A 25,835-nucleotide genomic window follows, 5' to 3' on the forward strand; every position below is an offset into this window, starting at 1 on the left:
TATGAGTTAACCTCTGTTTGAGGGAACATCCGAAAGGGGTCTTCTTGGCAGACGAACCACGCGCGCCGCTGCGGCGCGTCATCACGCTCTTCCGCGCCTACCGCGGCCGCCTGGCCCTGGTAGGCGCCCTGATCCTGCTGTCCTCGCTGGTGTCGCTCGCCTCGCCGTTCCTGCTGCGCGAGGTGCTGGACGTCGCGATCCCCCGGCGCGACCCGATGCTGCTGACGCTGCTCGCGCTCGGGATGATCGTCGTCGCCGTGACCACCAGCGTCTTCGACGTCGTGCAGACGCTGGTGTCCACCACGGTCGGCCAGCGCGTCATGCACGACCTGCGCACCTCCGTGTACACCCACCTCCAGCGCATGTCGCTGGCCTTCTTCACCCGGACGCGGACCGGCGAGGTGCAGTCCCGCATCGCCAACGACATCGGCGGCATGCAGTCCGTGGTCACCAGCACGGCCACCTCGATCGTCTCCAACCTCACCACCGTGATCGCCACGATCGTGGCCATGGTCGCGCTCGACTGGCGGCTGACCGCGATCTCACTCGTGCTGCTGCCGGTGTTCGTCTGGATCAGCCGCCACGTCGGCGCCGAGCGCAGGCGCATCACCTCCGAGCGCCAGCGCACGCTCGCGGTCATCTCCTCCATGGTCCAGGAGTCGCTGTCGATCAGCGGCATCCTGCTGGGCCGCACCATGGGCCGCTCGGCCGAGCTCACCCAGCGCTTCTCCGGCGCCTCCGACGAGCTGGCCGACCTCGGCGTGCGCTCCAGCATGGCCGGGCGGTGGCGGCAGGCGTCCATCCAGATCGTCATGGCCGCCATGCCCGCCGTCATCTACTGGGCGGTCGGCTACACCGGCGCGATCTCCGTGGGCACGCTCGTGGCGTTCACGACGCTCCAGGTGAGCCTGTTCCGGCCCTCCGTGTCGCTGCTGCGGCTCGGCGTGGAGGTGCAGAGCTCCCTCGCGCTGTTCGGCCGCATCTTCGAGTACCTCGACCTGCCCGTGGACATCCACCCGGGCACCCGTACGCTCCCGTCCGTGCGCGGCGAGGTGCGCTACGAGGACGCCTCCTTCTCGTACGGCGAGGCGCCGGCGCTGACCGGCGTGGACATCACCGTGCCCGCGGGCACCAGCCTGGCCGTCGTCGGCGAGACCGGCTCGGGCAAGACCACGCTCGGTTACCTGCTGCCCAGGCTGTACGACGTCACCGCCGGCCGGGTCACCATCGACGGCGTGGACGTCCGGGACCTCACCTTCGAGACGCTGGCCGACACCGTCGGCGTGGTGTCGCAGGAGACGTACCTCTTCCACGCCTCCATCGCCGACAACCTGCGCTTCGCCAAGCCCGACGCGACGGACGAGGAGCTGCGGGCCGCCGCCGAGGCCGCCCGCATCCACGACCACATCGCCGCGCTGCCCGACGGCTACGACACGATGGTCGGCGAGCGCGGCTACCGCTTCTCCGGGGGAGAGAAGCAGCGCCTCGCGATCGCCCGCACGCTGCTGCGCAACCCGCCGGTGCTGGTGCTGGACGAGGCGACGAGCGCCCTGGACACGCAGACCGAGCGGGCCGTGCAGGAGGCGCTGGACACGCTGGCGGAGGGCCGTACCACGATCACCATCGCGCACCGGCTGTCCACCGTGCGGGACGCCGACCAGATCGTGGTGCTGGACGGGGGCCGGGTCGTGGAGCGCGGCGGGCACGAGGACCTGCTGGCCCTCGACGGCCACTACGCCGCCCTGGTGAGCCGCGACCGGCCCCTCGAACCCGTCTGACCGGCCCTCCCCGCGGCCCCGCCACCTGCGAACTCGCTTGGAATCCCGCCCGCGGCCCTGCCCGCACCGCGGGCCACCGTAAGGTCGTGAAGGTGCATGACACCAGATACGCGACATCCGGCATGGTGTGCAGCGTCGACCACCTCGCCTCCGCGGCGGGAGTCGCGGCGCTCGACCGGGGCGGCTCGGCCGCCGACGCCGCCATCGCCACGAACGCCGTCCTCGCCGTCACCGCCCCCCACATGTGCGGGCTGGGCGGCGACCTGTTCGCCCTGGTCCACGACGGCTCCCCCGGTCAGGTGACCGCGCTCAACGCCTCCGGGCGCGCCGGGGCGGGAGCCGACCCCGACCGGCTGCGCGCCGAGGGGCACGAGCGCATGCCGCACCTGCACGACATCCGGTCGGTCCCCGTGCCCGGCTGCGTGGACGGGTGGCTGGCGCTGCACGAGCGGTACGGCCGGCTCCCCCTGGCCGCCCTGCTCGAACCCGCGATCAGGCTGGCGAGCCAGGGCTTCGCCGCCTCGCCGCTGATGCTCGCCGGCGCCCGCGTCGCGGCGGGACGGCCCGGCGGCGGCGACTTCGCCGCCGTCCACACGGCCGGCGACCGGATGACGCGGCCGGGCGTGGCCAGGGCGCTGAGCGCCGTCGCCGCGGACGGGCGCGACGGCTTCTACCTCGGCGAGTTCGGCGATGGCCTGCTGGAGCTCGGCGGCGGCGAGTACGACCGCGCCGACCTCGCCCGGCCGAACGCCGACTGGGTCACCCCCCTGTCCGTGCGGGCGTTCGGCCACGACGTCTGGTCGATGCCGCCCAACTCCCAGGGCTACCTGCTGCTCATGGCGCTCGGCATCGCCGACGGGCTCGACCTGCCCGCCTCCCCCGGCGATCCGCTCTGGGCACACCTGCTGGCCGAGGCCGCCCGGGTGAGCGGCCACGACCGCCTCGCCCTCCTGCACGAGGACGCCAAGGACCTCCTGTCGTCCGGGGAGATCGAGCGGCGCCGGGCGCTGGTCGACCCGGACCGGAGACTGCGCCTCACCGCTCCGGCCGAGCGGGGCGACACCACGTACCTGTGCGCGGTGGACGGCGACGGCATGGGCGTCTCCCTCATCCAGTCGAACGCCGCCGGTTTCGGCAGCATGCTCTTCGAGCCCCGTACCGGGATCAACCTCCACAACCGCGGCATCGGTTTCTCGCTCACGCCCGGCCACCCGGCCGAGTACGGCCCCGGCCGCCGGCCGCCGCACACGCTCGCGCCCGCGCTGGTCACCCGGCCGGACGGCACGCTGCGCTCCGTCGTGGGCACCATGGGCGGCGACGCGCAGCCGCAGATCCTGCTCCAGGTCATCGCCCGGCTGCTGCGCCACGGCGAGCTCCCGGGCGAGGCCGTCTCGGCGCCGCGCTGGCGGATCGGCGCGGCCGGCACGGGGTTCGACACGTGGTACGCGCCCGACGACACCGTTCTGGACCTGGAGGAGGGCTCGCCCTGGTCGGACGGGCTGGCCGCGCTCGGCCACCCGGTGACCGCCCGCCCGTACGGGAGCACGTTCGGCCACGCGCACCTCATCGACGTACGGCCGGACCGCGTGCTGGCGGGCGCGGCCGACCCGCGCGCGCTCATCGGCGCGGCGATCGGCCGCTGAGAACACCGCGATGGGAGGCCCGCGACGGGAGGCTCGCGACGGGAGGCTCGCGACGGGAGGCTCGCGACGGGAGGCTCGCGATTGGAGGCCCGTCGCGCGGGTAGCACGTGCCGCCATGGCGAACGATGTCATCACACTCATCACCAGTGACCACCGCGAGGTCGAGGCGCTCTTCGAGCGGCTCAAGAAGAAGCAGGGCGACCGGCGGGCCACCGTCGCCGAGCTGCACGCCCTCCTCACCGCGCACGCCCGCGCCGAGGAGGACCGCGTCTACCCCGGCCTCGACGCGCACCACGGCGTGGAGGAGCACAAGGAGACGGAGGTGCTGCTCGACGCGCTCAAGCGGGCCGACCCGGACGGCGCCGACTTCGAGGAGACCCTCGACAAGCTGGTCGAGTCCGTCACCCACCACGTGCAGGAAGAGGAGAGCACGATCCTGCCGACCCTGGCCAGGACGGCCGACGCCAGGAAGCTGGAGCAGCTCGGCGCCGCCTTCCTGCAGCGCCGCAAGGAGGAGCTGACCGCCCTCACCGGGGCCACGGGCTCCTCCTCCTCGAACGGTTCCAAGGGCGGCTCCAGGAACTCCTCGAAGGACGGCGGCGAGCCGACCAAGGCGGAGCTGTACAAGCAGGCGCGGAAGGCCGACGTCCCCGGCCGCTCGCAGATGGACAAGGAGGAGCTGGAGCAGGCTCTGCGGAAGGCCGGATCCTAGGGTTCCGGTCGCGCCCAGGGGTATGGGTGCCGTATGAGCGAACTACCTCCGGACAGGTTCGGGCTCGCCGACGAGCAGGAGATCGAGGTCGAGGAGTGGACCGACGACCTCGGCCTCGATCACCGCATCGACGAGGACGACCCCCAGCACGAGGACACCCTGGACGAGCGGCTGCGGCGGGAGAAGCCGGACCGGGAGCGGGCGAGCCGGGAGGAGCACCGGCTCACCCAGCCCGACGAGGGCCTCGCGCCGGACGTCGAGAGTGACGAGGTCGGCGAGGACTGGGGCGGGGACTCCGGGGACCTGTCGGCCGAGGAGCGCGCGGTCCGCGTCGACCCCGACACGCTGGACCCCGACGACCTCTACTCGGGCGACCAGGACACCGGCGACCCGGGCGGACCCGACGGTGGGACCGGCCGGCTCAGGTGAGGCGCGACAGGGCCGGGAGCAGGGCGTGCAGGTCGTCGACGACCACGTCGGCGGCCCCGGCCTGCGGCCGCTCGGCGTGCAGGTACCCCCACGGCCCGCGCCGCAGCAGCGCGGTGCGCATGCCCGCCCGCCCGGCCGGCAGCACGTCGTTGTCCAGCCGGTCACCCACGTAGAGGATCTCGGACGGCTCGCGCCCCGCGACGGCGGCGACCTTGGCGAAGAACCCGGGATCGGGCTTGGACACGCCCCACCCCTCGGAGGTGTGGACGGAGTCGGCCGGCAGCTCCATGGCCACCAGCGCGTCGTAGGCGCGGGCCGGCTGGTTGCCCGCGACGACCACCTGGAGACCGGCGCCGCGCAGCGCGGCCAGGGCCTCGCGCACGTCCGGGTAGAGGTCGTCGGCGTCGAAGTGGTTGCGCAGGCTCCCCGGCTCGTCCCGCTCCCACGCGGCCAGCTCGGCGTCGATGTCGATGCCGGGCCGGACGAGCTCGAACGCCTCGCGGTGCGAGCGGTCCAGGGCCGCCATGCCGCCCAGCGCGCCCATCATCACGAACCTGCTCACGCCCAGCCGGTCGGCCCAGCGTGACCAGATGCGCGTCTCGTCGATGAGCGTCTCGCCGACGTCGAACACCACTGCCTTGATCATCCCAGTCCTTTCTCGTCCGCCCAACTGTACGGCGGAGGTGGAAAGCGCTTCAGCGGCGGGGTCAGGGCATGCAATACTTAGCGTGCCCGTTCGACTACGGAGGGACGGCCGATGAGTGCGGTGTTGCCGAAGAGAGCCCATAAGCGCCCGAAGATGTGGCTCGACAAGGACCAAGGCGTGCCCGAGACCTGCCGTGAGCTGTTCGACTCACTTCCAGAGTTGCCGGGCTTCCGCGCTGAAGTCATAGAAGGAAGTGTGGTCTTGACCCCCGTCGGCACTCCCGAGCACGCCAACCATGCCATGCTGCTCTATCGCGCGCTTATCCCGGTCATGGATGAGCATGGCTGGTGGGGGTACACCGGCAACGTCGACGTGTGCCTCGACGGCTCTCGGGAGCCCGTAGAGCCAGACTTCGTGCTGGCGCCCTCCGACTGCCCTCGCTGGGGAGAGCGTGAGCTGCGCTCCTCTGGCTTGATCATGGTTGCCGAGGTTGTCTCCAAGGGAAGCATCGTTCGCGATCGCACGGAGAAGCCGCGCCTCTACGCGGCGGCCGGCGTGCCGATCTATCTCCTGATCGACATCGTCGCCACCCCTCAGACGGTCACTGTCCACAGCGCCATCGACAACGGCGCCTACATCGCGGTCGCCACTGTTCCGATCGGCTCGACCGTCCGCCTGCCCGACCCCATCGGCCTGGAGCTCGACACGTCGATCTTCAAGGGCTGAGCTTCTCCATCGCCTTGGCGATGCGCTTCTCCGACACCGGGGTGGGGGTCCCGAGCGTCTGGGCGAAGAAGCTGACCCGCAGCTCCTCGATCATCCATCTGATCTCCACCACGTCCGGGTCCGAGCGCCGGGCCGGGTGGAGCTTGTCCAGCAGGTCGTGGTAGTCGTCCTCGACCTTGTGCACCCGCGCCATCCACTCCTCGTCGCGCCAGGGCTCCTCCGGCAGCTTGGTCAGCCGCCGATCGATGGCCCGCAGGTAGCGCAGCACGTCGGACAGCCGCCGGTTGCCGGTCGCGGTGACGAATCCCGCGTACACGAGCCCGCCGAGCTGCTCGCGGACGTCCTCCGTGGACCCGCTCGACGGCAGCGAGTCCAGCCGGGTGCCGATCGCGTGCCACACGCTCAGGATCTGCTCCACCTTGGCCAGCACGTCCGCCGCCGTGTCGTGCAGCTCGGCCCGTACGTGCTGGTAGAGGCGGTCGAAGGAGACCGGGTCCCAGGCGGGGCCGCCCCGCTCCAGCATGAGCTTGTCGGCCGCCGCGTTGACCACGTCGTCGAACAGCGCCACGGCGCCGCCGTGCGGGCTGCGTGACAGGGCCAGCTTGGCCTGGTTGGACAGGCCGGCGAGCAGCGACTTGGCCGGGTTGGTGACGTTGAGGAGCAGCAGGCGGCGCGTGCCGGGCCAGTGGGAGCGGCGCTGCTCCGCCTCCGTCTCGAAGATCTTGACGGAGACCGAGTCGCGGTCGTCCACCAGGGCCGGGTAGCCCTTCATGCGGCCCTGCTCGAACACCTTGGGCAGCGTGCCGAAACTCCACGTGCGCAGCCCGGTCCGCTCCAGGTCGTCGGCCGCCGCCGACAGCGTCTGGCGCAGGCGCGGCGCGAGACGCCGCTTGAGCGCGTCGAGGTCCTTGTCCTCGGCGATGGTCCGCTTGCGCTCGTCGATCACCCGGTACGTGACCCGCAGGTGGTCGGGGAGCTGGTCGAGCTGCCAGGCGTCGTGCGGCACGCGTACCCCGGTGAGGCGCAGCAGCTCCCGCTCCACGGCCTCCAGCAGCGGCTCGCCGCCCGGCCTGGCGTTGGCCAGCACCTGCTTGGCGTAGTTGGGGGCGGGCACGAAGTTGCGGCGCAGCGGCTTGGGCAGCGACCTGATCAGCTCGGTGACGAGCTCCTCGCGCAGGCCGGGGATCTGCCAGTCGAAGCCGTCGGAGCCGATCTGGTTGAGCACCTGGAGCGGCACGTGGACGGTCACGCCGTCGGCGTCGGCGCCCGGCTCGAACTGGTAGGTCAGCTTCATCCGCTGGCCGAGCTGCCGCCAGGTGTCGGGGTAGTCCTGGGTGCTGACGTCGGCGCCCTCGTTGACCAGCATCTCGGGCGTGAACGTGAGCAGTTCGGCGTCGGTGGTCCGGGCCTTCTTCCACCAGGCGTCGAAGTGACGGGCCGAGACCACGTCGGCGGGCACCCGCCGGTCGTAGAAGTCGAACAGCGCCTCGTCGTCGACCATGATGTCGCGGCGGCGGGCGCGGTTCTCCAGCTCCTCGACCTCCTGGAGCAGCCGCCGGTTGGCGCGCAGGAACTCGTGGTGGCTGTCCCACTCGCCCTGGACGAGGGCGTGCCGGATGAACAGCTCGCGCGACAGCTCCGGGTCGATGCGCCCGTAGTTGACCTTGCGTCCGGTGACCAGCGGCACCCCGTACAGGGTGACCTTCTCCAGCGCGATGACCGCGCCCTGGTCCTTCTCCCAGTGGGGCTCGGAGTAGGTGCGTTTGACGAGGTGCTGGGCGAGCGGCTCGACCCAGCCGGGCTCGATCCTGGCGTTGACCCGGGCCCACAGCCGGGAGGTCTCGACGAGCTCGGCGGACATGACCCACTGCGGCTGCTTCTTCGCCAGGGCGGAGCCGGGGAAGATGGCGAAGCGGGCGTTGCGGGCGCCGAGGTACTCCTGGATGGGGCGGCGGCCGTCGGCGGGGCGCTGCTTGTCCATGACGTCCTTGACGCCGATGTGCGACAGCAGGCCGGCCAGCAGCGACACGTGGACGCTGTGCGGGTCGCCGGGATGGCTGTTGGGCTGGACGCCGAGCGCCTGGCGGAGCTGGCTGTAGATGTCCTGCCACTCGCGTACGCGCAGGTAGTTGAGGAACTCGGCCCTGCACAGCCGGCGGAAGGCGCTGGAGGACAGCTCCTTCTGCTTGTCCTGGAGGTAGTGCCAGAGGTTGAGGTAGGCGAGGAAGTCGGACTCGGGGTCGGCGAAGCGGCGGTGCTTCTCGTCGGCCTGCTGCTGCTTGTCGGCGGGGCGCTCGCGCGGGTCCTGGATGGACAGCGCGGCGGCGATCACCATGACCTCGCGCAGGCAGCCGTGCTTCTCGGCCTCCAGCACCATGCGGCCGAGGCGGGGGTCGACCGGCAGGGTCGCCAGCTTGCGGCCGACCGGGGTGAGCCGCCCCTCGGCGTCGAACGCGCCGAGCTCGTGCAGCAGGTTGACGCCGTCCTTGACCTGGCGGCGGTCCGGCGGCTCGACGAAGGGGAACGCCTCGATGTCGCCCAGCCCGATCGAGGTCATCTGCAGGATGACGGAGGCGAGGTTGGTGCGCAGGATCTCCGGGTCGGTGAACTCGGGCCGGCTGAGGAAGTCCTCCTCCTCGTACAGCCGGACGCAGATGCCGTCGGAGGTGCGGCCGGAGCGGCCCTTGCGCTGGTTGGCGCTGGCCTGCGAGATGGCCTCGATGGGCAGCCGCTGCACCTTGGTGCGGTGGCTGTAGCGGGAGATGCGGGCGTAGCCGGGGTCGACGACGTACTTGATGCCGGGGACCGTCAGCGACGTCTCGGCCACGTTGGTGGCCAGCACGATGCGGCGGCCGGTGTGGCGCTGGAAGACGCGGTGCTGCTCGGCGGCGCTCAGCCGCGCGTACAGCGGGAGCACCTCGGTGTTGCGGAAGTCGGCCTTGCCCAGCGCGTCGGCGGCGTCGCGGATCTCCCGCTCGCCGCTGAGGAAGACGAGGATGTCGCCCGGCCCCTCGGTGACCAGCTCGCGGCAGGCGTCGACGATGCCCTGCGTCTGGTCGTCGTCCTCGGCGAGCGGCCGGTAGCGGACCTCGACCGGGTACGTGCGGCCGGAGACCTCGACGATGGGCGCGTCGCCGAAGTGGCGGGAGAACCGCTCGGGGTCGATGGTGGCGCTGGTGATGATGACCTTGAGGTCGGGGCGCCGGGGCAGGAGCTGCTTGACGTAGCCGAGGATGAAGTCGATGTTGAGGCTGCGCTCGTGGGCCTCGTCGATGATGAGCGTGTCGTACTGCTCCAGCAGCCGGTCGTGCTGGAGCTCGGCCAGCAGGATGCCGTCGGTCATCAGCTTGACGAGCGTGCGGTCGCTGCCCTGGTCGGTGAAGCGCACCTTGTAGCCGACGACCTGGCCCAGCTCGGTGCCGAGCTCCTCGGCGACGCGCTCGGCCACGGTGCGGGCGGCGATGCGGCGCGGCTGGGTGTGGCCGATGAGGCCGCGGACGCCGCGCCCGAGTTCGAGGCAGATCTTGGGGATCTGGGTGGTCTTGCCGGACCCGGTCTCACCGGCGATGATCACGACCTGGTGGTCGCGGATGGCCGCGAGGAGGTCGTCCCTGCGCTGGGAGACCGGCAGGTTCTCGGGGTAGGTGATCGCGGGCACGGCCTCGCGGCGGCGGGCCAGCCGCTGCTCGGCGCGCTCGACGTCGGCGAGGATCTCCGCGGCGATCTTGTCGCGGGCCTCGCGGGAGCGCACCCGGCGCGCGCCGTCGAGCCTGCGCCGCAGCCGCCGCTGGTCGCGCGGCATGAGCTCGGGCAGGCGGGACTGGATGTCGGTGAGCGGAGAGGACAACGCGGAGGTTCCCATACTGCTTCCAGGATATTTGAGCCCCGTGCACCGGGAGCCAACGGTCCATGCTGCCGGACCCCGACGCCGCCGCGCATCCCAATAACCGGCCCGCGCCCGGACCGCCCGCGCCCTGACCGCCCGTGCCGCGGCCCGCGCGCGTCGTCGCGGGCGCTCTTGCGGGCATGGCCGTGGCCGTCCACGGCGGGCCCACTCTCCCCAGAGTTGCGTCGTGAACGGCCACGCCCATCAATGAGACTCCCGAAACGCGGTTCCGGTTGCGTCCCGGAGCTCATTATCTTGATCGGCGGACCGGACGGCGCGTGGATCAGCCCGCCCGGCTGCCCGCCATCTGGGCGGCGCCGATGATGCCCGCCTCGTTCTGCAGGGCGGCCGGCACGATCGGCGTGTCGATGTGGACGTGCGGCAGCCATTTGTGGGCCTTCTTGCTCACGCCGCCGCCCACCAGGATGAGCGCCGGGGAGAACAGCATCTCCACGTGCCGCAGGTACTCCTCGACCCGCTCGGCCCACTTGTCCCAGCTCAGGTCGTCGTCCTCGCGGGCCTTGTCGGAGGCGCGGCGCTCGGCGTCCTTGCCGTGCAGCTCCAGATGGCCGAGCTCGGTGTTGGGCACGAGCACGCCGTCGACGAACAGGGCGCTGCCGATGCCCGTGCCGAAGGTCAGCATGAGCACGGTCCCGCGCCGGTCCCGGCCCTCACCGAAGGTCATCTCCGCGATGCCGGCCGCGTCGGCGTCGTTGAGCACGGTGGCGCCGCCGAACAGCTCGGCCGCGTCGACGCCGATCCACGAATGGTGGACGTTCGCGGCGGTGCGGACCACCCCGTCCCTGACCACGCCGGGGAACGTCACTCCGATGGGCCCCGACCAGCTGAAATGGTCGGCGATCTGTCGTACCACCTCGGCGACGGGCTCCGGCTTGGACGGCTGCGGGGTGGGAATGCGCAGGCGCTCCTGGGCGAGCTTGCCCGCCGAGACGTCCACGGGTGCGCCCTTGATGCCCGAGCCACCGATATCAATCCCCAAAACTTCCATATCAACCCTTCTCCCCAACAGACGGCAAGAAACGCCTCGCCGGATATTTCCGGACCATACTGAACCCTTCCCCGGGGCCCCCGCGTATCTCGCGTCACAAGCGCTAACAAGGAGGCACGGATGCGGTCACGCATCATCACACTCTGCGCTGTCGCGGTCGGCCTGGGCAGCACTCTCGCCACTCCCGCGCACGCCAACGCCACTCCCCGCGCGCGGTTCGACGTCGTCAACCTCGTCTCGGACGTCAAGGGCAAGGCCGCCCTCACCGACCCCAAGCTGGTCAACCCCTGGGGTCTGGCCATGGGCAAGACCCTGTGGGTCTCCGACACGGGCACCGGCAGCGCCACCGTCTATTCGGGCGCCGGCAAGAAGGAGCAGACCGAGGTCGCCATCCCAGGCGGGGCCCCGACGGGCCAGGTGTTCAACCCGACCGACGGGTTCACCGTGAAGGGCAAGCCCGCCACGTTCATCTTCGCCAGCCCCAGCGGCGCGATCAGCGGCTGGAACGCCGAGGCGGACCCGAAGAACGCCCTCATCGCCGCGTTCACCCGCGGCGCCGACTACAAGGGCCTCGCGCTCGCGCAGACCGACGACGGCGACTTCCTGCTCGCCGCCGACTTCGCCCACGGGCGCGTCGCCGCCTGGAACTCCGACTTCGAGAAGATCAGGCTCCGGGGCTGGCAGTTCAGGGATCCGGCCGTTCCCTCGAACTACTCCCCGTTCAACGTGGCGGTCGCCAACGGCAACATCTGGGTGGCGTACGCGCTGCGCGACCCGGCGACCGGCAAGTCCGTCGCCGGCGCGGGCAAGGGCTTCGTCAGCCGCTTCAACGCCGAGGGCCGCCTGACCGGCCGCATCGCGCGCACCGGGCTGAACGCGCCGTGGGCGATCACCGCGGCCCCGCGCGGCGCCTACGCCGGGTCGCTGCTCGTCGGCAACTTCGGCGACGGCACCGTCCACGCCTACCGCAACAGCCGTCACCTCGGCGCGCTGCGCACCGCCGACGGCAAGCCGATCCAGCTGCCCGGCCTGTGGGACCTGGAGGTCGGCACCGCGGCCAACGGCGGCGAGAACGCCCTGTGGTTCTCCGCCGGCATCGACGGCGGCCAGCACGGCCTGCTCGGCGTCATCCGGCCCGCGGGCTCCGGCGGCTCGACGGCCACCACCCCCACCTCGACGGCGACCCCGGCGCCCACCTCCACGTCCTCGCAGCACTCGAACCACTCGTACGGAGGTTACTGACCGGCCGCTGACGTTTCCGGCACGGTCGGCGCGGCCGTGCCGGAAACACCTCCGGGCCCTGCGCGCCCCTGCCCCGACGACCGGCCGCACCGCCGGCTCAAGTAATTCCCGCCGCCTCCGACAATTCCCGCCGCCACCCCCAGGCCGTGTCGGTGGGCGGCACTACCATCTCCCCGACGGGTCCGTACGGAGACGGTAGGGCATGACAGATCATCGGCTGCCACGCGAGCTGGGCCGGCTGTTCGCCGACGCCGGCAGGGGCCGCACGCTGCGGTCCGCTCTGCCGCCGGGTGACCTCGTCTGGCCCGACCCGGGCTACACCGGGCAGGGGGAGGCGGCCAGACCGGCGTTCTGGATGAGCGACGAGCCCGTGTCCGGCCGCGAGTGGGCCCGCTTACGCGACGAGCACGCCGCGAGCGGGCTGTGGCCGGTGCTGCTGGACGAGTCCGCCCAGCCGTGGTCGATCGGGCAGGTCGTGCCGGACGAGCCGGCGATGATCGACCACTTCACGGCCGAGGGGTTCATGCATGAGGTGTGGCAGGAGTGGGTGGCGCAGATGCCGCCCGACGCCCTCACCGAGCTCGACCCCTACGGCGCGCTGTGTCCCGGCCCGGCCGCGCCCGGGGCGCCCAAGGCCGATCCGGGCGAGGTGGCCGATTGGTACGCCGACCAGCTCGCCCCGCGCGGGATGCCGCTGGGCCTGGTCGCCGCCCGCCGCGGCGCCGACGCGCTGGCCGTGATGGGCTGGCAGGGAGCGCTGCACCACAACGAGTGGATGGTGCCGCTCGCGGCGGTGGTCCGCAGCTGGGAGGAGCGGTTCGGGGCGCGGGTGGTGTGCGTGGGGTTCAACACGCTGGAGCTGAGCGTCGCGGCGCCTCCGGTGGACGCCGAGCACGCGCTGCACGTGGCGGCCGAGCACTGGGCGTTCTGTCCCGACAACGTGGTGCAGGGGCCGGGCGACCTGCACGGTTACGCCGAGCAGATCATCGGCAGGCACGCCTGGTCGTTCTGGTGGGACTGACCGCCCCGCAGAGGGGTCAAAGGACGCGGGCCACGGCGCCGTAGTTGCCCGAGGCGCTGGGCAGGGCCGCGCACGCCTCGTCGCGGCCGTCGGGCCGCCACTCGGGCACCCACACCAGCCCCGGCTCGACCAGCTCCAGCCCCTCCAGCAGCGCCACCACCTCCGCGCGGGTGCGGACGACGTGCCCCGGCAGCGTCATGGCGAGCAGCTCGCCGACGGCGGGCAGCAGCTCCTCGGGGATCGCGTCGAAGGTGGTCTGCAGCAGGGCCAGGTAGCTGCCCCGGGCGGCGGCGTGGCACAGGCACTTGATCGCGTGGCGGGCGTCCTCGTCGCCGGCGCCCGCGACCGAGACCAGCAGCACGCCCACCGGCCGGTCCCAGTCGATGAACGTCTTGACCACCCGGTCGCCGAGCAGGTCCTCCACCTGCCGCACGTCGCCCTCCACCACGCGCACCAGGTCCGTGACGGGCTCGATGGTGGCCTGGGCGTAGGCCAGGACCATCGGGTCGTTCTCCACGTACAGGACCCGGGCGTCGGAGCGGCCCAGCGCCTCGCGGGCCAGATCGTGCAGCTGGCGGCCGGGGGGTAACCCGCTGGGCACCCCGCTGCCGACGATCACGAACTGGTCGATCCCGCCGGCCGCCAGGTGGCGGACCACGCGGGCCAGGAAGGCGAGCACCGCGCGGGCGGCGGCGGTGGTCACGGGGGCGGCCTCGTCATAGCGGCGCACGGCGTCGCGGTCGGCCACGAAGTTGTTCTTTCCCCCGGCGGCGGCGTCGAGCATTCGGGTGACACGCGCCTGGGCCGTGTCGAGCCTGGCCAGATTACGGATGGCACGTTGACGCATTTGACGTATCGCCCCTTTCCCCTCGCCTTGCCGTACGGGAAAGTTCCGCGGCCTACGACCCCACTCGAGGACCAAGTTGAAAATGCTCCAAATGTCCCAACAATACAACCTATTGGAGCGAAATAATCGGGAAATATACGTTTCCCGGGTAATTATCGATCATCCTCGGGCGATGCGGTCACGGTGGGTGTTCAGCAGGTCGAACGTCTCCTCGCGGGTGGTCGTGGTGACCGAGAGTTTGGCGAACGCCTGGTGGTAGGCCTCGACGGCCCCCGGCTCGGTGATCAGCTCGTCGCGTTCGACGGTGTGCGCGCAGGCGATGTCGGGCTCGAACGCCTCGGCGTAACGCCAGAGCGTGAACGGCCCCGTGCGCGGCAGATAGGCCGGGTCGTGCAGAGGCACGAGGTGCAGGGAGACACCGGGGCGCTTGGCGAGATCGATGAGGGAGTCGAGCTGAGCCAGATGGACGGGCGGCTCGGCGATGGAGCGCAGCAGCACGCCCTCGTCCATGATCGCCCACACGACAGGCCCGTGCCCGGCGCCCTGCCCGGCCCCGTGGCCGGTGAAGACCATCTCCTGGCGGGCCAGGACCAGCCGCACCGCCGCCTCGACGGAGGTCTGCCCGAGCGTGGCGGGCCCGGCCGCGCCGATCGCGGCGCGGGCGTACGCCTCGGTCTGGAGCAGCGGCGGGACCGTCCGCGGGTCGTACACGCGGATCACCGAGGCCCGCTGCTCCAGGGCGAAGGCGGTGGCGAGCCAGACGGGCACCGCGCTCGTGTCCCACCAGGCGGGCTCGCGCTCGCCGCGGGCCAGGGACAGCACGTGCTCGCGCGCCGGCAGCGCGGTCACCCCGTACAGGTCGAGCAGCCGCTCCACCATGGCCGGGGCGGGGGCCGCGCGGCCCGTCTCCGCGGCCTCGACGCGGATCGCGCCGCGGCCCAGCGCGCTCTCGACCTGCTCGGCCGCCAGGCCGGCCGCCTCGCGCAGGCCGCGCAGCCGCTCACCGAGCGCCACGCGGACCGGCTCGGGCGGCGCCGTCCTGGCCGCGGGCACCGCCGGGACGGCCGGGGCCTCCGGCGCGGGCCCGGAGTGGTCGGGCAGTCCCTCGGCCCGGCGGGCCAGGTCGATGACGCCGCGCAGCACGGCCAGCGAGCCGTCGGACAGCCCGGAGGCGGAGGCGCCGATGGCGGCGGCCCGCAACTGGAGGTCCTCCACCGCGCCGGAGTCGAGGGACTCCTCCCCCACCAGCCAGCCGACGCTGACCTGGAGGCAGGAGGCGAGCGCGCGCAGCACCTGGAGGGTCGGGTTGGCCTGCTTGCCGGTGCGGAGCTGGCTGACGTAGGCCCGCGTGATGGGGATGCCCGCCTCGGTCAGCTCGGCGGCCACCTGCGCGCCGCTCAGGCCCCGCTCCCTCAGCGCCAGGTCCAGCCGCTCGGCGATGTTCGCCACTCCGCACCTCCTGCCGCCCGGGGGACCCTCAGCGTAGGGGAATCCGGGGATCATGCGCGCCTTCGGCCGCCCGTAAACCTCCAGCGGGCCATCCATACCCAACTGGAAAGTGTCAGTTGACACATCTTCCCACAGAACGCCACTATCGGACCGACACCTGGAAAGTGAGACTTGACAGCCGGACGGTTCTGGAGAGTCGCCGGCGAGGAGGTGGCCGGAGTGACCGCCGAACCGCAGCACGGTTCCTGGTTCGCCAGGCGGCCGAGGGCTCCGCAGGCGCCCGATCGGGTGATCCTGCGCATCTGCGCCCGCGTGGTACCCCCCGACAAGCGCGTCCACGTCGCCAACATGCCGCTCGGCGGCGTGGAGGTCTGGGTGGACGGCAACGGCGACCGCTGGGTCCACTACCACCGGATGGCCCGCGAGCTGCGGCTGGCCGGCTGGCACACCGAGGTCGCCGCCGAGCGGCTGATGGTGCTCGGCTGGAGCGCCGAGTGCCTGGTCCACCGGGTCCGGATGCTCGACGCCGCCCTCGCGGGCCGGCTGTCCGACTACACCCGCACCGCCCGCGCGGCCTTCACGCTCGGCACCCGGCTGCGCGAGCAGAAGGTGCCCGCCGACGAGATCGCCATGAGGGTCCGCGACCACGTCGGCCGCGAGCTGCGCTGGCCCGACCGGCTCGCCGAGCTGGACGGTCTGGAGCGCACCGCGTCGCTGGAGCCGCTGCGGCTGCGGCTGGCGCAGGTCACCGGCCTGGAGGCCAAGGTGAGCCGCCGCTGCGCCGAGCACCTGACGCTGGCCTCGCAGGTGGTCATGTCGCTGCTCGGCCCGGACGCCGGCCGTTCGGCGCGCCCGTGGACCCGGGCGCCCGGGCGGCTGGTCGGGATCACCGAGCGGATGGTCGCGGCCAGCGTGCCGAACCGTCCCGAGGTGCCCCGGCCTGAGACCGTCACCGTCGCCCGCAGGGACCTGGCGGAGACGCCGCGATGACCCTGACGCCCGTTCGCGAGCACGTCGCCGGCCCGTTCGTCGGGCCGGTGGCGCGACCCCGGCTCCTGGTCCGGGGGCGCTTCGTCGTCCTGCGGCTGATCGCCTGCGGTGTCGTCATCGCGATCATGGCCGACAGCACGGCGACGACGCTGGCGATCCCCGTGCTGAGCCGCGACCCCATCACGGCGTCCCTGCCGATGGCGGAGATCACGTGGGTCAGCACGATCAACTTCGCCGCGGTGGCCGCGCTGCTGGCCACGGCGGGCCGCTTCGCCGACCTGCTGGGCAGGCGCAGCGTCCTCGCGGTCGGCCTGGCCCTGTACGGGCTGGGCGCCGCGGCGGTCATCGCGACCACGTCCTTCCCGCTGCTCCTCGGCGGGCGGCTGGCGCAGGGCGTCGGCGCCGCGCTGATGTTCCCCGCCTCGCTCGGCCTGCTGCTGGGCGAGCTGCCGGCCAACCGGCGCGCCGGCGCGGTGGCGCTGTGGAGCGCCTCCTCCGGGATCGGCGCGCTCACGCTCCAGGCCGGCGGCGGCCTGCTGGTGGCCGAGTACGGCTGGCGCGGCCTGTTCCTGCCGAGCGCCGGCCTGGCCGCGGCCCTGCTCATGCTGACCCCCGCGCTGCCCCGCTCCTTCGGGCAGGTGCGCCGCGTGCCCGACGTGTTCGGCACGCTGCTGCTCATCGGCGCGATCGCCGCGGCCGTGCTCGCCGTCTCCCAGGGCGGCACGTGGGGATGGACCTCCCCGCGCATCCTGGGCTGCGCGGCGGCTGCCGGGCTCCTGCTGGCCGGGGCCGTCGCCACGTCGTGGCGCCACGCGGCCGGCGCCATCGACATGCGGCTGTGGCGGCGGCCCGGCTTCCTGTGGTCGGGCGGGGCGTCCCTGCTGTACGGCGCCGCCTCGTTCGTGGTGCTGGCCCTCGGCCCGCTGTACCTGAAGAGCTCCGGGTTCGACCCTGTGACGATCGGCCTGTGGCTGACGCCCATCTCGCTCGCGATGATCGCGGGCAGCCCGCTGGCCATGCTGGCCGGGCGCCGCATCGGCCTCAACGCGGTCATCTACGCCGGGGCCCTGCTCCTCGGCGGCGGCTGCGCCCTCATGCTGGCCAATCCGTACCCGAACGCCCTGACGCTGGTGGCCGCGCTCATGCTGGGCAGCGGCTTCGGCGCCCTGTCCACCGGCACGTTCACGGTCGGCACGATGGCCGCCCATCCCACCCAGTACGCCTCCGCGGTCGGCGCCGTGAACACGGCCCGCATGCTGGGCGGCGCGATCGGCGTGGCCGGCGCCTCGGCCCTGGTGGACCAGCCGGTGCTGGACGGGCCGATGCCGGGCTTCGCCTCCGCGATGGTCGGCTGCCTGATCGTGGCCGTGGTCGTCGGCACCGTGGCCCTCGCCCGCGTCGCCGGAACGCCGCGCCGCCGGGCCGCTCGCCTGTCCAGGCGTGAGGCCGAGGCAGAGCTGATCATGCTGCGCCGGCTGCTGGCCGAGCTGCGCGACAGCTTCGTCCAGGTGCGCGACGAGGCGGAGGAGGAGCTGGCCCGCTTCGGCGCCCGCGACCCGTCCGCCCACCGAGCCGCCGAGCGGCTCTGAGCCCGAGACCAGTCCCGTGTATCCGCCCGTGAAGCCGCGCTGACAGGAGTGGACCATGCTCACCGACGAGATCCGCAGGCCGTACCAGCACCCCTACGGGGCTCCCGCCCGTGGTGAGAGGCCGGCCCCGCCGCCTCCCCGCGCGGCGGAGGACGACCGCGTCACCACCGCGGCGGCCGAGCGCACCGTGCACCGGCTGCACCACATCAGGCAGGTGTCCGACCTGGCCATCAGCGTCATCGACCAGGCGCTCGAGCACGCGTCCTGAACCCCTCACCACCCCCCGCAGGAGGAAACCATGGTCACCATCAAGGTCGAATGCCCGGCGGAGGTCGCCGCGGAGCGGCAACGGGAGTTCGCCGACACCGTGATCGGGGCCGCGGTGCACCTGCTCGGCGCCGAGCGCGCCGGGGTGCGGCTGGACGTCACGGCCGACGTTGAGGACGCGCGGACCCGGCGCGAGATGGAAGACGCGCGGACCCGCCGTGATGAGGAGCAGGCGCGGGCCCGGCGCGAGGTTGACGAGGCCCGGGAGCGGCGTGAGGCGGCCTTCTGGGCCGCGGCTTGGTCGGGTTGCTGATGACGACCGGACTCGCTCCTTCGCCCGTCCTGCCGGAGCGGCCTCCGGTGCTGCCGGAGCGGCTCGTCCGCCGTGGGATCGGCGGCGCGATCCCCGCCCGCCGGGCCGGTGGCGCGCGGCCGTGGATCACCACGGTGCCGGTGCCCGCCTCCCCGTCCGCGACCCCTTCATCCGTGACCCCTTCATCCGTGGCCCCTTCGGAGGAGTCGAGCGCGGGCACGGGGGCGGGCACGGTGGCGGGCACGGTGGCGGTGGCGCTGCGGAGGAAGGCGGGCGCCGTCGCGGACGCCGAGCTGGGCCGGCTGGCCTCCCGCGCGCCGGGGCTGGACGCCTCGGCCCACGACGAGGTGCGCGACGCCGTCCAGCGGGTGGTGGACGCCTTCCTGGAGGGGCCGCTGACGCGCCTGACCCGCCACTCGGGGTCCCCCGCGGGTGAGCGGTACGCCGACGCGCTGCTGACGTTGTTCGGCCTGGACACCGGGAGGGTCACATGAAGCGGGGCAGAGTGGGCGTGATCGTGCCTCCGGCGAACCCGGCGGCGGAGCCCGAGCTGGCGCGCCTCCTGGGCTCCCGGGCCGACATGCACGTCACCCGGCTCCCGGTACGGCCGGGGCTGACCCTGCCGGAGCGGCTGGAGACGTACAACGAGGCGCTGCCCGCGATGATCTGCTCGTTCGGCGACCTGCCGCTGGACGCGATCGTCATGCTGTGCAGCGGCTCACGGTACCTGCTCGGCCCGGACGAGGACCGGCTGCGGTGCGACGAGCTGAGCAGGCGCTTCGGTGTGCCGTTCGCCACGGCGACGGTGGCCACGCTGGACGCGCTCGACCACATCGGCGCCGAGGACCTCGTGCTGGTCTCGCCGTACGAGCCGTGGCTGACGGAGCTGGCCGAGCGGTTCTGGAAGGCCGCCGGCATGCACGTCACCAGGGTGGTCGAGGTGCGGGCGCGGGGCCGGTTCTCGCCGTACAACGTGACCCCGGCCGAGCTGGTCGAGCAGGTGACGGAGGCGGGGCTGCCGGACGACGCGGTGGTGCTGTTCAGCGGCACCGGCATGTCGACGCTGCCCGCGCTGCTGTCCATCGGCGCCGGCAACGACCGGGTCCTGCTCACCTCGAACCTGTGCAGCTCCTGGTGGGCGCTGTCGCGGGCGACGGGCATGCCGATCACGCTCGGCCGGGTGCCGCACCGCCCGGCCGCGCAGGGGCAGCGGACATGAGCGGCGTCGCCGTGGTCGGCGCCGGCCCGGTCGGGCTGACGGCGGCGCTCACCCTGGCCAGGGCGGGCGTGCCGGTGACCGTGTTCGAGCGGGAGGCGGGCCTGGCCCGGCAGTCGCGGGCCTCCACCTTCCATCCGGCCACGCTCGACCTGCTGGACCACCTCGGCGTCGCCGAGCCGCTCATCTCCCGCGGGCGCGTGGTGAGCCGCGTGCAGTGGCGCGATCGGGCCGGCGAGGTCCTGGCCGAGATGGCGATGGGCAGCCTCGACGGGCTGACCCGGCACCCGTACCGGCTGCACGCGGAGCAGTCGTCGCTCACCCCGCTGCTGCTGGCGGCGCTGTCCGCCGAGCCGGACGCGGACGTGCGGTTCGGCACGGCCGTGGACGGGGTGGCCGAGGGCGGCACCGGCGTGCGGCTGCGCATCGGGCGCAGCTGGGCGCGGGCCAAGTACGTGGTGGCGGCCGACGGCGCGCACAGCACCGTGCGCGGCTCGCTCGGCCTGCCGTTCCCCCGCTCCAGCTACCCGACGCAGGCGCTGCGGGTCTTCACCGACTCGCCGCTGGACGAGCTGCTGCCGCGGCTGGCGCCGCTGACGTACGTGCGCGACGTCGGCCAGTCGTGCAGCCTGCTCGCCCTGCCCGACCACTGGCGGATCGTGGTGCGCATCCCGTGCGACGCCCGCAACCCGCTGGCCACCTCCACCGTGGCCGCGCTGGTGCGGCGGGCGCTGCCCGGGGTCAGCCGCCCGGTGCGGGTCATCGGCGCCGACCGGTACGGCCTGGCCCGCGGGGTGCTCGGCTCCTTCCGGTGTGGCCGGGTGCTGTTCGCGGGCGACGCGGCGCACCTGACCTCCACGGCCGGCGGGCTCAACATGAACGCCGGCATCCACGACGCCGTCGAGCTCGGCGCCGTCCTCGCCGACGTCATCGGCGGGGAGGCCGGGCCGTCCGCGCTGGACGCGTGGGCGTGGCGGCGGCGCGGCGTCCTGCTCGACCACGTGATCCCGCGCAGCGAGGCGCGCGTCGCCGGCGTGCAGGACCGCGACACCTCCCGGCTGGCGGCCGCGATGGCGGGGCTGCGGGCCATCGCCGGCGACCCGGACGCCACCCGCGTCTACCTGGCGCAGGCGTCGATGCTCGACACCATCCCGGGCGGCATGCCGACCGGCGGGGCCGACACCCTGCCCGGCCGTCCGCCCGGACGCGCCCCCGACCGCGTGCTGGACCCCGTTCCCCATTCCGTGAGGCAGAGCTGACATGCGCATCTGGTTCCAGAAACACACCGTCGAGGGCCGCACGCCGCTTCTGGACAAGCTGTACGCCGAGCATCTGGCCCTGGTGTCAGCCCCCGGCACGACCGTGGAGATCCACACGCTGCCGCCCGAGACGTACGGCACGGCGCTGCCCGAGCACCTGGTGGGCTACGGCGAGATCGGCCTGCTGTTCGGCCACTACTTCGCGCAGACCGCGGTGACCGCCGAGCGCGACGGCTGCGCCGCCTGGATCAGCGGCGCCGGCCAGGACCCGGGGCTGGCCGCGGCCCGCACCAGGGTGTCGATCCCCGTCGTCGGCTACGGCGACGCGGTCTGGCAGGCCGCCCGGATGGAGCGCCACCGCCTCGGCGTGCTCGGCTTCATCCCGCACCTGGCCGAGCCCATCACCGAGAACATCCGGGCCGCCGGCGCCGACCTGGCCTCGTACCAGATCGTCGAGCGCGGCGCGGACGTCGTGCAGCGGGCGCTCGCGCAGGACTTCGAGCCGTTCCTGGAGGCCTACACCGAGGCCGCGCGCCAGGCCGCCAAGGCCGGCGCCCAGTGGCTGGTCCCGGCCGAGGGCATCCCGAACGTGATCCTCGTCCACCTGCGCGTCCACGAACTGCACGGCCTTCCCGTCATCGACCCCGGCGGCCTGGCGATCAAGACGGCCGAGCACTTGTGCGAGCTGCGCGCGCTCAACATCACCGCGCGCAGCACCGCCGGCTACTGGATGCGGCGCCCGCCCCAGGCCGCCGTCGAACACGCCGAGCGGGTGCTGCTCGGCAAGGTGATCGGAGACTGACCATGAGTTACCCCGCCGAGCGTCCCCGCCGCCTGCGGCGCACCCCCGCCCTGCGCGGGCTGGTGGCCGAGACCCGCCTGCACCCCGCCGACCTGATCCAGCCGCTGTTCGTCCGCGAGGGCCTGGACGAGCCCCGTCCCATCGCGTGCATGCCCGGCCAGGTCCAGCACACCCGCGAGAGCGTCCGCAAGGCCGCCGCGGCCGCCGTGCGGGCCGGCGTGGGCGGGCTGCTGCTGTTCGGCATCCCCGAGCGCAAGGACCACGACGGGCGCGGCGCCTGGGACGAGCACGGCATCACCCAGCTCGCCCTCGCCGACGTCGCCGCCGAGGTCGGCGACGCCACCGTCGTCATCGGCGACATCAACCTGGACGAGTACACCGAGCACGGGCACGTCGGCATCCTCGACGCCCGCGGCGACGTCGACAACGACGCCACCCTGAGCGCCTACGCCCGCGTCGCCCTCGCCCAGGCCGCGGCCGGCGCCCACATGGTCGCGCCCAGCGGCATGATGGACGGCCAGGTCGGCGCCATCCGCCGCGCCCTCGACGCCGCCGGCCACCACAACCTGCCGATCATGGCCTACGCCGCCAAGTACGACTCCGCCTTCTACGGCCCGTTCCGCGACGCGGTCGAGTCGCGGCTCACCGGCACCCGCTCCACCCACCAGCAGGACCCGGCCAACCTGCGCGAGTCGCTGCGCGAGGTGCTGCTCGACGTGGACGAGGGCGCCGACATGGTGATGGTCAAACCGGCCGGCCTCTACCTCGACGTGGTCCGCCGCGTCGCCGACACCGTCAACGTTCCGGTGGCCGCCTATCAGGTCTCCGGCGAGTACGCCGCGATCGAGGCCGCCGCCGCCAACGGCTGGCTCACCCGCGACCGCGCGATCCTCGAAAGCCTCACCGCGATCCGCCGGGCGGGCGCGGGCAGCGTGATCACGTACTGGGCCACCGAGATCGCCGAACGGCTGCCCCGCTGACCCCCGGAGCGGCCCCGATGCCGGACCCCAAGCCCGAACCGCGGAGAGGAGATGCGACCCGGATGTGGCGCACCCTGTCGGAGGACGCACGTGAGGCCATCCTCGAACTGTGCGACGGCTACGGGCCGCACCTGTACGACTACTGCCGGACGGAGCTGTCGTCGAGCGACGCCGAGCTGGCCGTCGCGGGCACCCTGCTGTCCGCGCACGCCTGGGCCGACCGGGTCGACCAGTCGTCGCCGCTGCGGCCCTGGCTGTACGCGCTGGCCCGCGCGCACCGCTCGTACATCTCCACCCCCACCAGCGTCGGCTCCTGGTCGCGGCCCGGCCGGATGGCCGACCTGCTGCCGGAGGCGCTGCGCGCGCTCGCCCCGCCGCACAGGGAGCTGCTCGACCTGTCGGTACGGCACGGGCTGACGACCGACGAGATCGCCACCATCTTCGACGCGGACTCCGACGAGGTGGAGACGATCATCCTGGAGGCGGCCGACGGGCTGGAGGAGTGGTTCGCCGCCGTCATCGCCGCCAGGACCCGCCACGGGTGCGCGGCGCTGGAGTCGCGGGTGACGGACTGGGCCTCGGCGCCCGGGCGGCGCACCCGCGCGCGGATCAGCCGCCACATCGCGCACTGCGACGTCTGCCAGGGCGCGCCGCGCGTCATGGTGGCCGACACGCTGCTGCGGCAGATGCCGATCTCATCGGCGCCCGGCACGCTGCACGAGCAGCTCGCCTGGGCGCTGCCGCTGCCGGACGAGGCGGGACTGTGGCGGGAGGACGGCTTCCCGGCGCAGGCGCGCGGGCTGGCCGAGCCCGCGCCTCCGCCCATCGCTCCGGTCCCCGGCCCCACGGCGGGGACCTGGGAAAGCTCCGGGCCGGCGGCGGGCGCGGCCGCCGCCGGCCCGGAGCACACACCTGACCCGGCCGCGCACCGCCCACCCAGCAAACACGCCCGCCCCGGCCCACCGGACATCCTCCCGCGCCGGGAGCCGGCACCGGCTCAGCCGGGCGCCGTCCCCGGCCGCGAAGGCGCACCGGCTCAACCAGGCGTCGTGCCCGGCCGCGAAGGTGTGCCGGCTCGGGCGGGGCGGCCGGGCGTCGTCCCGAACCGTGCGGGCGCGCCGGGCGCCGTCGCGGCCCGTGCCGGCTCTCCGTCCGGCCGGCCTTCCGCGCCGGTCGCCGAGACTCCAGGCGGGGCCGCCCGGACCGCCGCCTGGACCCCGGACCCGGCCGACCAGTCTCCCGGCTGGTCCCCGGACCGGGACGCAGACTGGGCCATCGTCCGCCGCAACCGCGGAGGCGTGCCGTACCGGAACCTTCCAGCGGCGTCCGCTCATGACCGGATCAGCAGTAGCGGCCCGGCCGGTCAGGAGCGGGCCCCCTCACGCCGGGCCGAAGGTGGCCCGCCCTGGGAGCACCACCCGGACGATGGCCCACCCACCTCCCAGCCCGTCCCGGCGGCGCCCCCGGTCCCGGCGGCGCCACGCCGCGAGACGGCCCAGCCGGAGCCGCCCCGTCCCGTCGTGCCGCAGATGCGCGTCCCCGCGCCTGCGCCCACACCTGCGTCCGCGCCCGCCCCGGCGGCGGGGGCTCGGGTGGCTCCCACGAGCCTGCCGACGGACCGCATGGTGGCCGGCTCCCCCAGGCCGAAGCGGACCGTCCCCCTGAGCGCCCCCGTCATGGCCGACGCCCCGCCCGCCGCCCGCCCCAGGACCGGATCACCGAGCGGCGCCCCCTCCCAGCCCCGCCAGACCCCGGACGGAGCCTCCGGCCGCGCCTCCTCCCCCACCCACCCGGCCGACGCCCCCGCCCAGGCCCCCCGGCCGGTCGCCGGTGGGCGTCCGGGTACCGCTCACCAGCCGCCCCCCTCCTCCGCCCGCGTGCACGGGGTGATCACCATCCCGGGGCCCCGCCGGCCCCCCGAGGAGACCACCCGCCGCCCGAGGGACGGCCGGGGCGCCGACGGCGTGCCGGGGTGGGCTCGCGGACGTGGCGCCGACGGTCCCGGAGAGGGCCCGGCCGTCGGCTCCCCGCCGTTCACCGCACCGCTCCGGTACGAGCCCGCGCCGCCGCACGACGCCCACGTGGTGGAGCTGCACGCCGGCGGCCCCGACGAGTTCTGGCTCGACCGCCCCGACGCGGCCGACGGCGAGTCTGGGCTGACGGTGCGAAACGTGGCCCGCGTCGGCCTGCTCGTGGGCGTCGGCCTGCTCGTGGCGGGACTGGCCTGGTCCGGTCTCAACGCCCGCCAGCGCATGACCGTGATCACCGAGACGGGCTCCGACGGCCCGGCCCTGACGCCGTCGCCGGACGGCCGCCCGTCCCCCGGCCCCGCGGTCCCGGTGCCCCCGCCCGAGCCCGCCGCCGTCCCGCCGGCCGCGACCGCGGCCTCCAGCGGGGCCCCCGCCGTGACCCCCACGGCGGGGTCCCCGGCGAGCCGCACGGCCGACACCGGCGCGGCGGACGACGGCCGGCGAGAGGGCCCGGTCGTGGCCGGCACGATGAGGCCGGCCGACCGGCCCGCGGGACGCGCGGCCAGGCAACCGGCCGAGCGGCCGGCCAGGAAGCCCGCGGTGACACCCCCGCAGCCGGTGGCGCTGCCACGGCCGCACGCTCCGGTCGCGTTCCTGTCACCGGTGTCGATCAGGCTGGGCGCCCGCCGTACCGGCACGTTCGCGCTCGCCTGCAAGGGCGGGACGTGCCGCGTCGCGTCGGCCGGCGGCACCGGCGGCATCGCGGTGTCGGGCAGGTCGTTCAGGGTGAAGGTGCCCGCGGCCCGGCCCGGCTGCCAGGGCCGTCCGGTCACGCAGACCGGCACGATCGTCGTCCGCTGGGTCGGCGTGGCGCGCGGCGACGGCCGCAGGACGTCCGGCACGACGAGCGCCGGCGGGACGCTGCGGCTGCGGGTCTCGTGGACCGTCGCCAAGGACCCGGGCGCGTACGTCCTGGACGGCGAGGGCAACGGCCACTGGACCAACTGCGTCAGGTACTAGGACCCGCCCCCGCCTCGGGCCGCCTCGCCGGCGGGCCGTGG

At 73.7% G+C, this 25,835-nt stretch carries 22 protein-coding genes; 17 read left to right on the plus strand and 5 right to left on the minus strand.

Annotated features, from left to right (window positions below):
- The first annotated feature begins 44 nt into the window (after positions 1–44).
- The 4 genes from AB0H64_RS12695 to AB0H64_RS12710 all read left to right on the plus strand — a co-directional run bounded on the left by AB0H64_RS12695 (position 45) and on the right by AB0H64_RS12710 (position 4,562).
- Positions 45–1,778, plus strand: coding sequence for an ABC transporter ATP-binding protein (locus tag AB0H64_RS12695; RefSeq protein WP_357623295.1), 1,734 nt, complete (start codon positions 45–47; stop codon positions 1,776–1,778).
- Between the two features lie 92 nt (positions 1,779–1,870).
- Positions 1,871–3,421 (plus strand): gamma-glutamyltransferase, encoded by a 1,551-nt coding sequence (locus AB0H64_RS12700; RefSeq protein ID WP_357623297.1) that lies wholly within the window; start codon positions 1,871–1,873, stop codon positions 3,419–3,421.
- Positions 3,422–3,536: 115 nt separating this feature from the next.
- Positions 3,537–4,133 carry a hemerythrin domain-containing protein gene (locus AB0H64_RS12705; RefSeq protein ID WP_357623298.1) on the plus strand — a complete coding sequence of 199 codons (597 nt, stop codon included), beginning with the start codon at positions 3,537–3,539 and terminating at the stop codon, positions 4,131–4,133.
- 33 nt (positions 4,134–4,166) lie between these two features.
- Positions 4,167–4,562 carry a DUF5709 domain-containing protein gene (locus AB0H64_RS12710; RefSeq protein ID WP_357623299.1) on the plus strand — a complete coding sequence of 132 codons (396 nt, stop codon included), beginning with the start codon at positions 4,167–4,169 and terminating at the stop codon, positions 4,560–4,562.
- On the opposite strand, the gene AB0H64_RS12715 is transcribed toward AB0H64_RS12710, so the two are convergent.
- Complete coding sequence (locus AB0H64_RS12715; RefSeq protein WP_357623301.1) at positions 4,555–5,208, minus strand: HAD family hydrolase; 654 nt, start codon at positions 5,206–5,208, stop codon at positions 4,555–4,557. The two genes, AB0H64_RS12710 and AB0H64_RS12715, sit on opposite strands and share 8 nt — an antisense overlap.
- Positions 5,209–5,319: 111 nt before the next feature.
- On the opposite strand from AB0H64_RS12715, the gene AB0H64_RS12720 reads away from it, so the two are divergent.
- Positions 5,320–5,934 (plus strand): Uma2 family endonuclease, encoded by a 615-nt coding sequence (locus AB0H64_RS12720; RefSeq protein ID WP_357623303.1) that lies wholly within the window; start codon positions 5,320–5,322, stop codon positions 5,932–5,934.
- Here the strand turns inward: AB0H64_RS12720 and hrpA are convergent.
- Together hrpA and ppgK are read right to left on the minus strand one after the other, a co-directional pair.
- Positions 5,924–9,796, minus strand: a complete 3,873-nt coding sequence (gene hrpA / locus AB0H64_RS12725) for an ATP-dependent RNA helicase HrpA (RefSeq protein WP_357623305.1) — start codon at positions 9,794–9,796, stop codon at positions 5,924–5,926. The two genes, AB0H64_RS12720 and hrpA, sit on opposite strands and share 11 nt — an antisense overlap.
- Before the next feature lie 307 nt (positions 9,797–10,103).
- Complete coding sequence (gene ppgK / locus AB0H64_RS12730) at positions 10,104–10,829, minus strand: polyphosphate--glucose phosphotransferase (protein ID WP_357623307.1); 726 nt, start codon at positions 10,827–10,829, stop codon at positions 10,104–10,106.
- 120 nt (positions 10,830–10,949) lie between these two features.
- Between ppgK and AB0H64_RS12735 the strand changes: the two genes are divergently transcribed.
- Both AB0H64_RS12735 and AB0H64_RS12740 read left to right on the plus strand, forming a co-directional pair.
- Positions 10,950–12,071 carry a TIGR03118 family protein gene (locus tag AB0H64_RS12735; RefSeq protein ID WP_357623308.1) on the plus strand — a complete coding sequence of 374 codons (1,122 nt, stop codon included), beginning with the start codon at positions 10,950–10,952 and terminating at the stop codon, positions 12,069–12,071.
- Positions 12,072–12,273: 202 nt separating this feature from the next.
- Entirely contained in the window at positions 12,274–13,092 is an 819-nt protein-coding gene (locus AB0H64_RS12740; protein ID WP_357623310.1) for a DUF4253 domain-containing protein, read from the plus strand.
- A 16-nt stretch (positions 13,093–13,108) separates the two neighbouring features.
- Here the strand turns inward: AB0H64_RS12740 and AB0H64_RS12745 are convergent, their stop codons facing one another.
- On the minus strand, positions 13,109–13,939 hold the full coding sequence (locus AB0H64_RS12745; RefSeq protein ID WP_357623312.1) for an SAM-dependent methyltransferase: 831 nt from the start codon (positions 13,937–13,939) through the stop codon (positions 13,109–13,111).
- 159 nt (positions 13,940–14,098) lie between these two features.
- Positions 14,099–15,388 carry a Scr1 family TA system antitoxin-like transcriptional regulator gene (locus AB0H64_RS12750; RefSeq protein ID WP_357623314.1) on the minus strand — a complete coding sequence of 430 codons (1,290 nt, stop codon included), beginning with the start codon at positions 15,386–15,388 and terminating at the stop codon, positions 14,099–14,101.
- A 219-nt stretch (positions 15,389–15,607) separates the two neighbouring features.
- Between AB0H64_RS12750 and AB0H64_RS12755 the strand changes: the two genes are divergently transcribed.
- From AB0H64_RS12755 to AB0H64_RS12800, 10 genes are all read left to right on the plus strand, one after another.
- Positions 15,608–16,378 (plus strand): hypothetical protein, encoded by a 771-nt coding sequence (locus AB0H64_RS12755; RefSeq protein WP_357623316.1) that lies wholly within the window; start codon positions 15,608–15,610, stop codon positions 16,376–16,378.
- On the plus strand, positions 16,375–17,967 hold the full coding sequence (locus AB0H64_RS12760) for an MFS transporter (protein ID WP_357623318.1): 1,593 nt from the start codon (positions 16,375–16,377) through the stop codon (positions 17,965–17,967). The genes AB0H64_RS12755 and AB0H64_RS12760 overlap by 4 nt, the downstream gene beginning before the upstream one ends.
- A gap of 55 nt (positions 17,968–18,022) precedes the next feature.
- Positions 18,023–18,235, plus strand: coding sequence for a hypothetical protein (locus tag AB0H64_RS12765; RefSeq protein WP_357623319.1), 213 nt, complete (start codon positions 18,023–18,025; stop codon positions 18,233–18,235).
- Between the two features lie 30 nt (positions 18,236–18,265).
- Positions 18,266–18,547 (plus strand): hypothetical protein, encoded by a 282-nt coding sequence (locus AB0H64_RS12770; protein WP_357623321.1) that lies wholly within the window; start codon positions 18,266–18,268, stop codon positions 18,545–18,547.
- Positions 18,547–19,041 (plus strand): hypothetical protein, encoded by a 495-nt coding sequence (locus AB0H64_RS12775; RefSeq protein ID WP_357623323.1) that lies wholly within the window; start codon positions 18,547–18,549, stop codon positions 19,039–19,041. The genes AB0H64_RS12770 and AB0H64_RS12775 overlap by 1 nt, the downstream gene beginning before the upstream one ends.
- Positions 19,038–19,766 carry a hypothetical protein gene (locus AB0H64_RS12780; protein ID WP_357623325.1) on the plus strand — a complete coding sequence of 243 codons (729 nt, stop codon included), beginning with the start codon at positions 19,038–19,040 and terminating at the stop codon, positions 19,764–19,766. The genes AB0H64_RS12775 and AB0H64_RS12780 overlap by 4 nt, the downstream gene beginning before the upstream one ends.
- Complete coding sequence (locus AB0H64_RS12785; protein ID WP_357623327.1) at positions 19,763–21,022, plus strand: FAD-dependent oxidoreductase; 1,260 nt, start codon at positions 19,763–19,765, stop codon at positions 21,020–21,022. Before AB0H64_RS12780 ends, AB0H64_RS12785 begins: the two co-directional genes overlap by 4 nt.
- 1 nt (position 21,023) lies before the next feature.
- Entirely contained in the window at positions 21,024–21,824 is an 801-nt protein-coding gene (locus AB0H64_RS12790; RefSeq protein ID WP_357623328.1) for an aspartate/glutamate racemase family protein, read from the plus strand.
- On the plus strand, positions 21,821–22,804 hold the full coding sequence (gene hemB / locus AB0H64_RS12795) for a porphobilinogen synthase (RefSeq protein ID WP_357623559.1): 984 nt from the start codon (positions 21,821–21,823) through the stop codon (positions 22,802–22,804). The genes AB0H64_RS12790 and hemB overlap by 4 nt, the downstream gene beginning before the upstream one ends.
- Positions 22,805–22,866: 62 nt before the next feature.
- Positions 22,867–25,794, plus strand: coding sequence for a hypothetical protein (locus AB0H64_RS12800; protein ID WP_357623330.1), 2,928 nt, complete (start codon positions 22,867–22,869; stop codon positions 25,792–25,794).
- Positions 25,795–25,835 lie beyond the last annotated feature (41 nt).

Source organism: Nonomuraea sp. NPDC050733, assembly GCF_040654215.1.
Taxonomy (GTDB): Bacteria; Actinomycetota; Actinomycetes; order Streptosporangiales; family Streptosporangiaceae; genus Nonomuraea.

Coding starts and splice junctions, on each gene's coding strand:
- AB0H64_RS12735 (WP_357623308.1), top strand. CDS start 10,950: ATGCGGTCACGCATCATCACACTCTGCGCTGTCGCGGTCGGCCTGGGC.
- AB0H64_RS12710 (WP_357623299.1), top strand. CDS start 4,167: ATGAGCGAACTACCTCCGGACAGGTTCGGGCTCGCCGACGAGCAGGAG.
- AB0H64_RS12785 (WP_357623327.1), top strand. CDS start 19,763: ATGAGCGGCGTCGCCGTGGTCGGCGCCGGCCCGGTCGGGCTGACGGCG.
- AB0H64_RS12760 (WP_357623318.1), top strand. CDS start 16,375: ATGACCCTGACGCCCGTTCGCGAGCACGTCGCCGGCCCGTTCGTCGGG.
- AB0H64_RS12800 (WP_357623330.1), top strand. CDS start 22,867: ATGTGGCGCACCCTGTCGGAGGACGCACGTGAGGCCATCCTCGAACTG.
- AB0H64_RS12705 (WP_357623298.1), top strand. CDS start 3,537: ATGGCGAACGATGTCATCACACTCATCACCAGTGACCACCGCGAGGTC.
- AB0H64_RS12720 (WP_357623303.1), top strand. CDS start 5,320: ATGAGTGCGGTGTTGCCGAAGAGAGCCCATAAGCGCCCGAAGATGTGG.
- hrpA (WP_357623305.1), bottom strand. CDS start 9,796: ATGGGAACCTCCGCGTTGTCCTCTCCGCTCACCGACATCCAGTCCCGC.
- ppgK (WP_357623307.1), bottom strand. CDS start 10,829: ATGGAAGTTTTGGGGATTGATATCGGTGGCTCGGGCATCAAGGGCGCA.
- AB0H64_RS12765 (WP_357623319.1), top strand. CDS start 18,023: ATGCTCACCGACGAGATCCGCAGGCCGTACCAGCACCCCTACGGGGCT.
- AB0H64_RS12770 (WP_357623321.1), top strand. CDS start 18,266: ATGGTCACCATCAAGGTCGAATGCCCGGCGGAGGTCGCCGCGGAGCGG.
- AB0H64_RS12790 (WP_357623328.1), top strand. CDS start 21,024: ATGCGCATCTGGTTCCAGAAACACACCGTCGAGGGCCGCACGCCGCTT.
- AB0H64_RS12775 (WP_357623323.1), top strand. CDS start 18,547: ATGACGACCGGACTCGCTCCTTCGCCCGTCCTGCCGGAGCGGCCTCCG.
- AB0H64_RS12745 (WP_357623312.1), bottom strand. CDS start 13,939: ATGCGTCAACGTGCCATCCGTAATCTGGCCAGGCTCGACACGGCCCAG.
- AB0H64_RS12740 (WP_357623310.1), top strand. CDS start 12,274: ATGACAGATCATCGGCTGCCACGCGAGCTGGGCCGGCTGTTCGCCGAC.
- AB0H64_RS12780 (WP_357623325.1), top strand. CDS start 19,038: ATGAAGCGGGGCAGAGTGGGCGTGATCGTGCCTCCGGCGAACCCGGCG.
- AB0H64_RS12715 (WP_357623301.1), bottom strand. CDS start 5,208: ATGATCAAGGCAGTGGTGTTCGACGTCGGCGAGACGCTCATCGACGAG.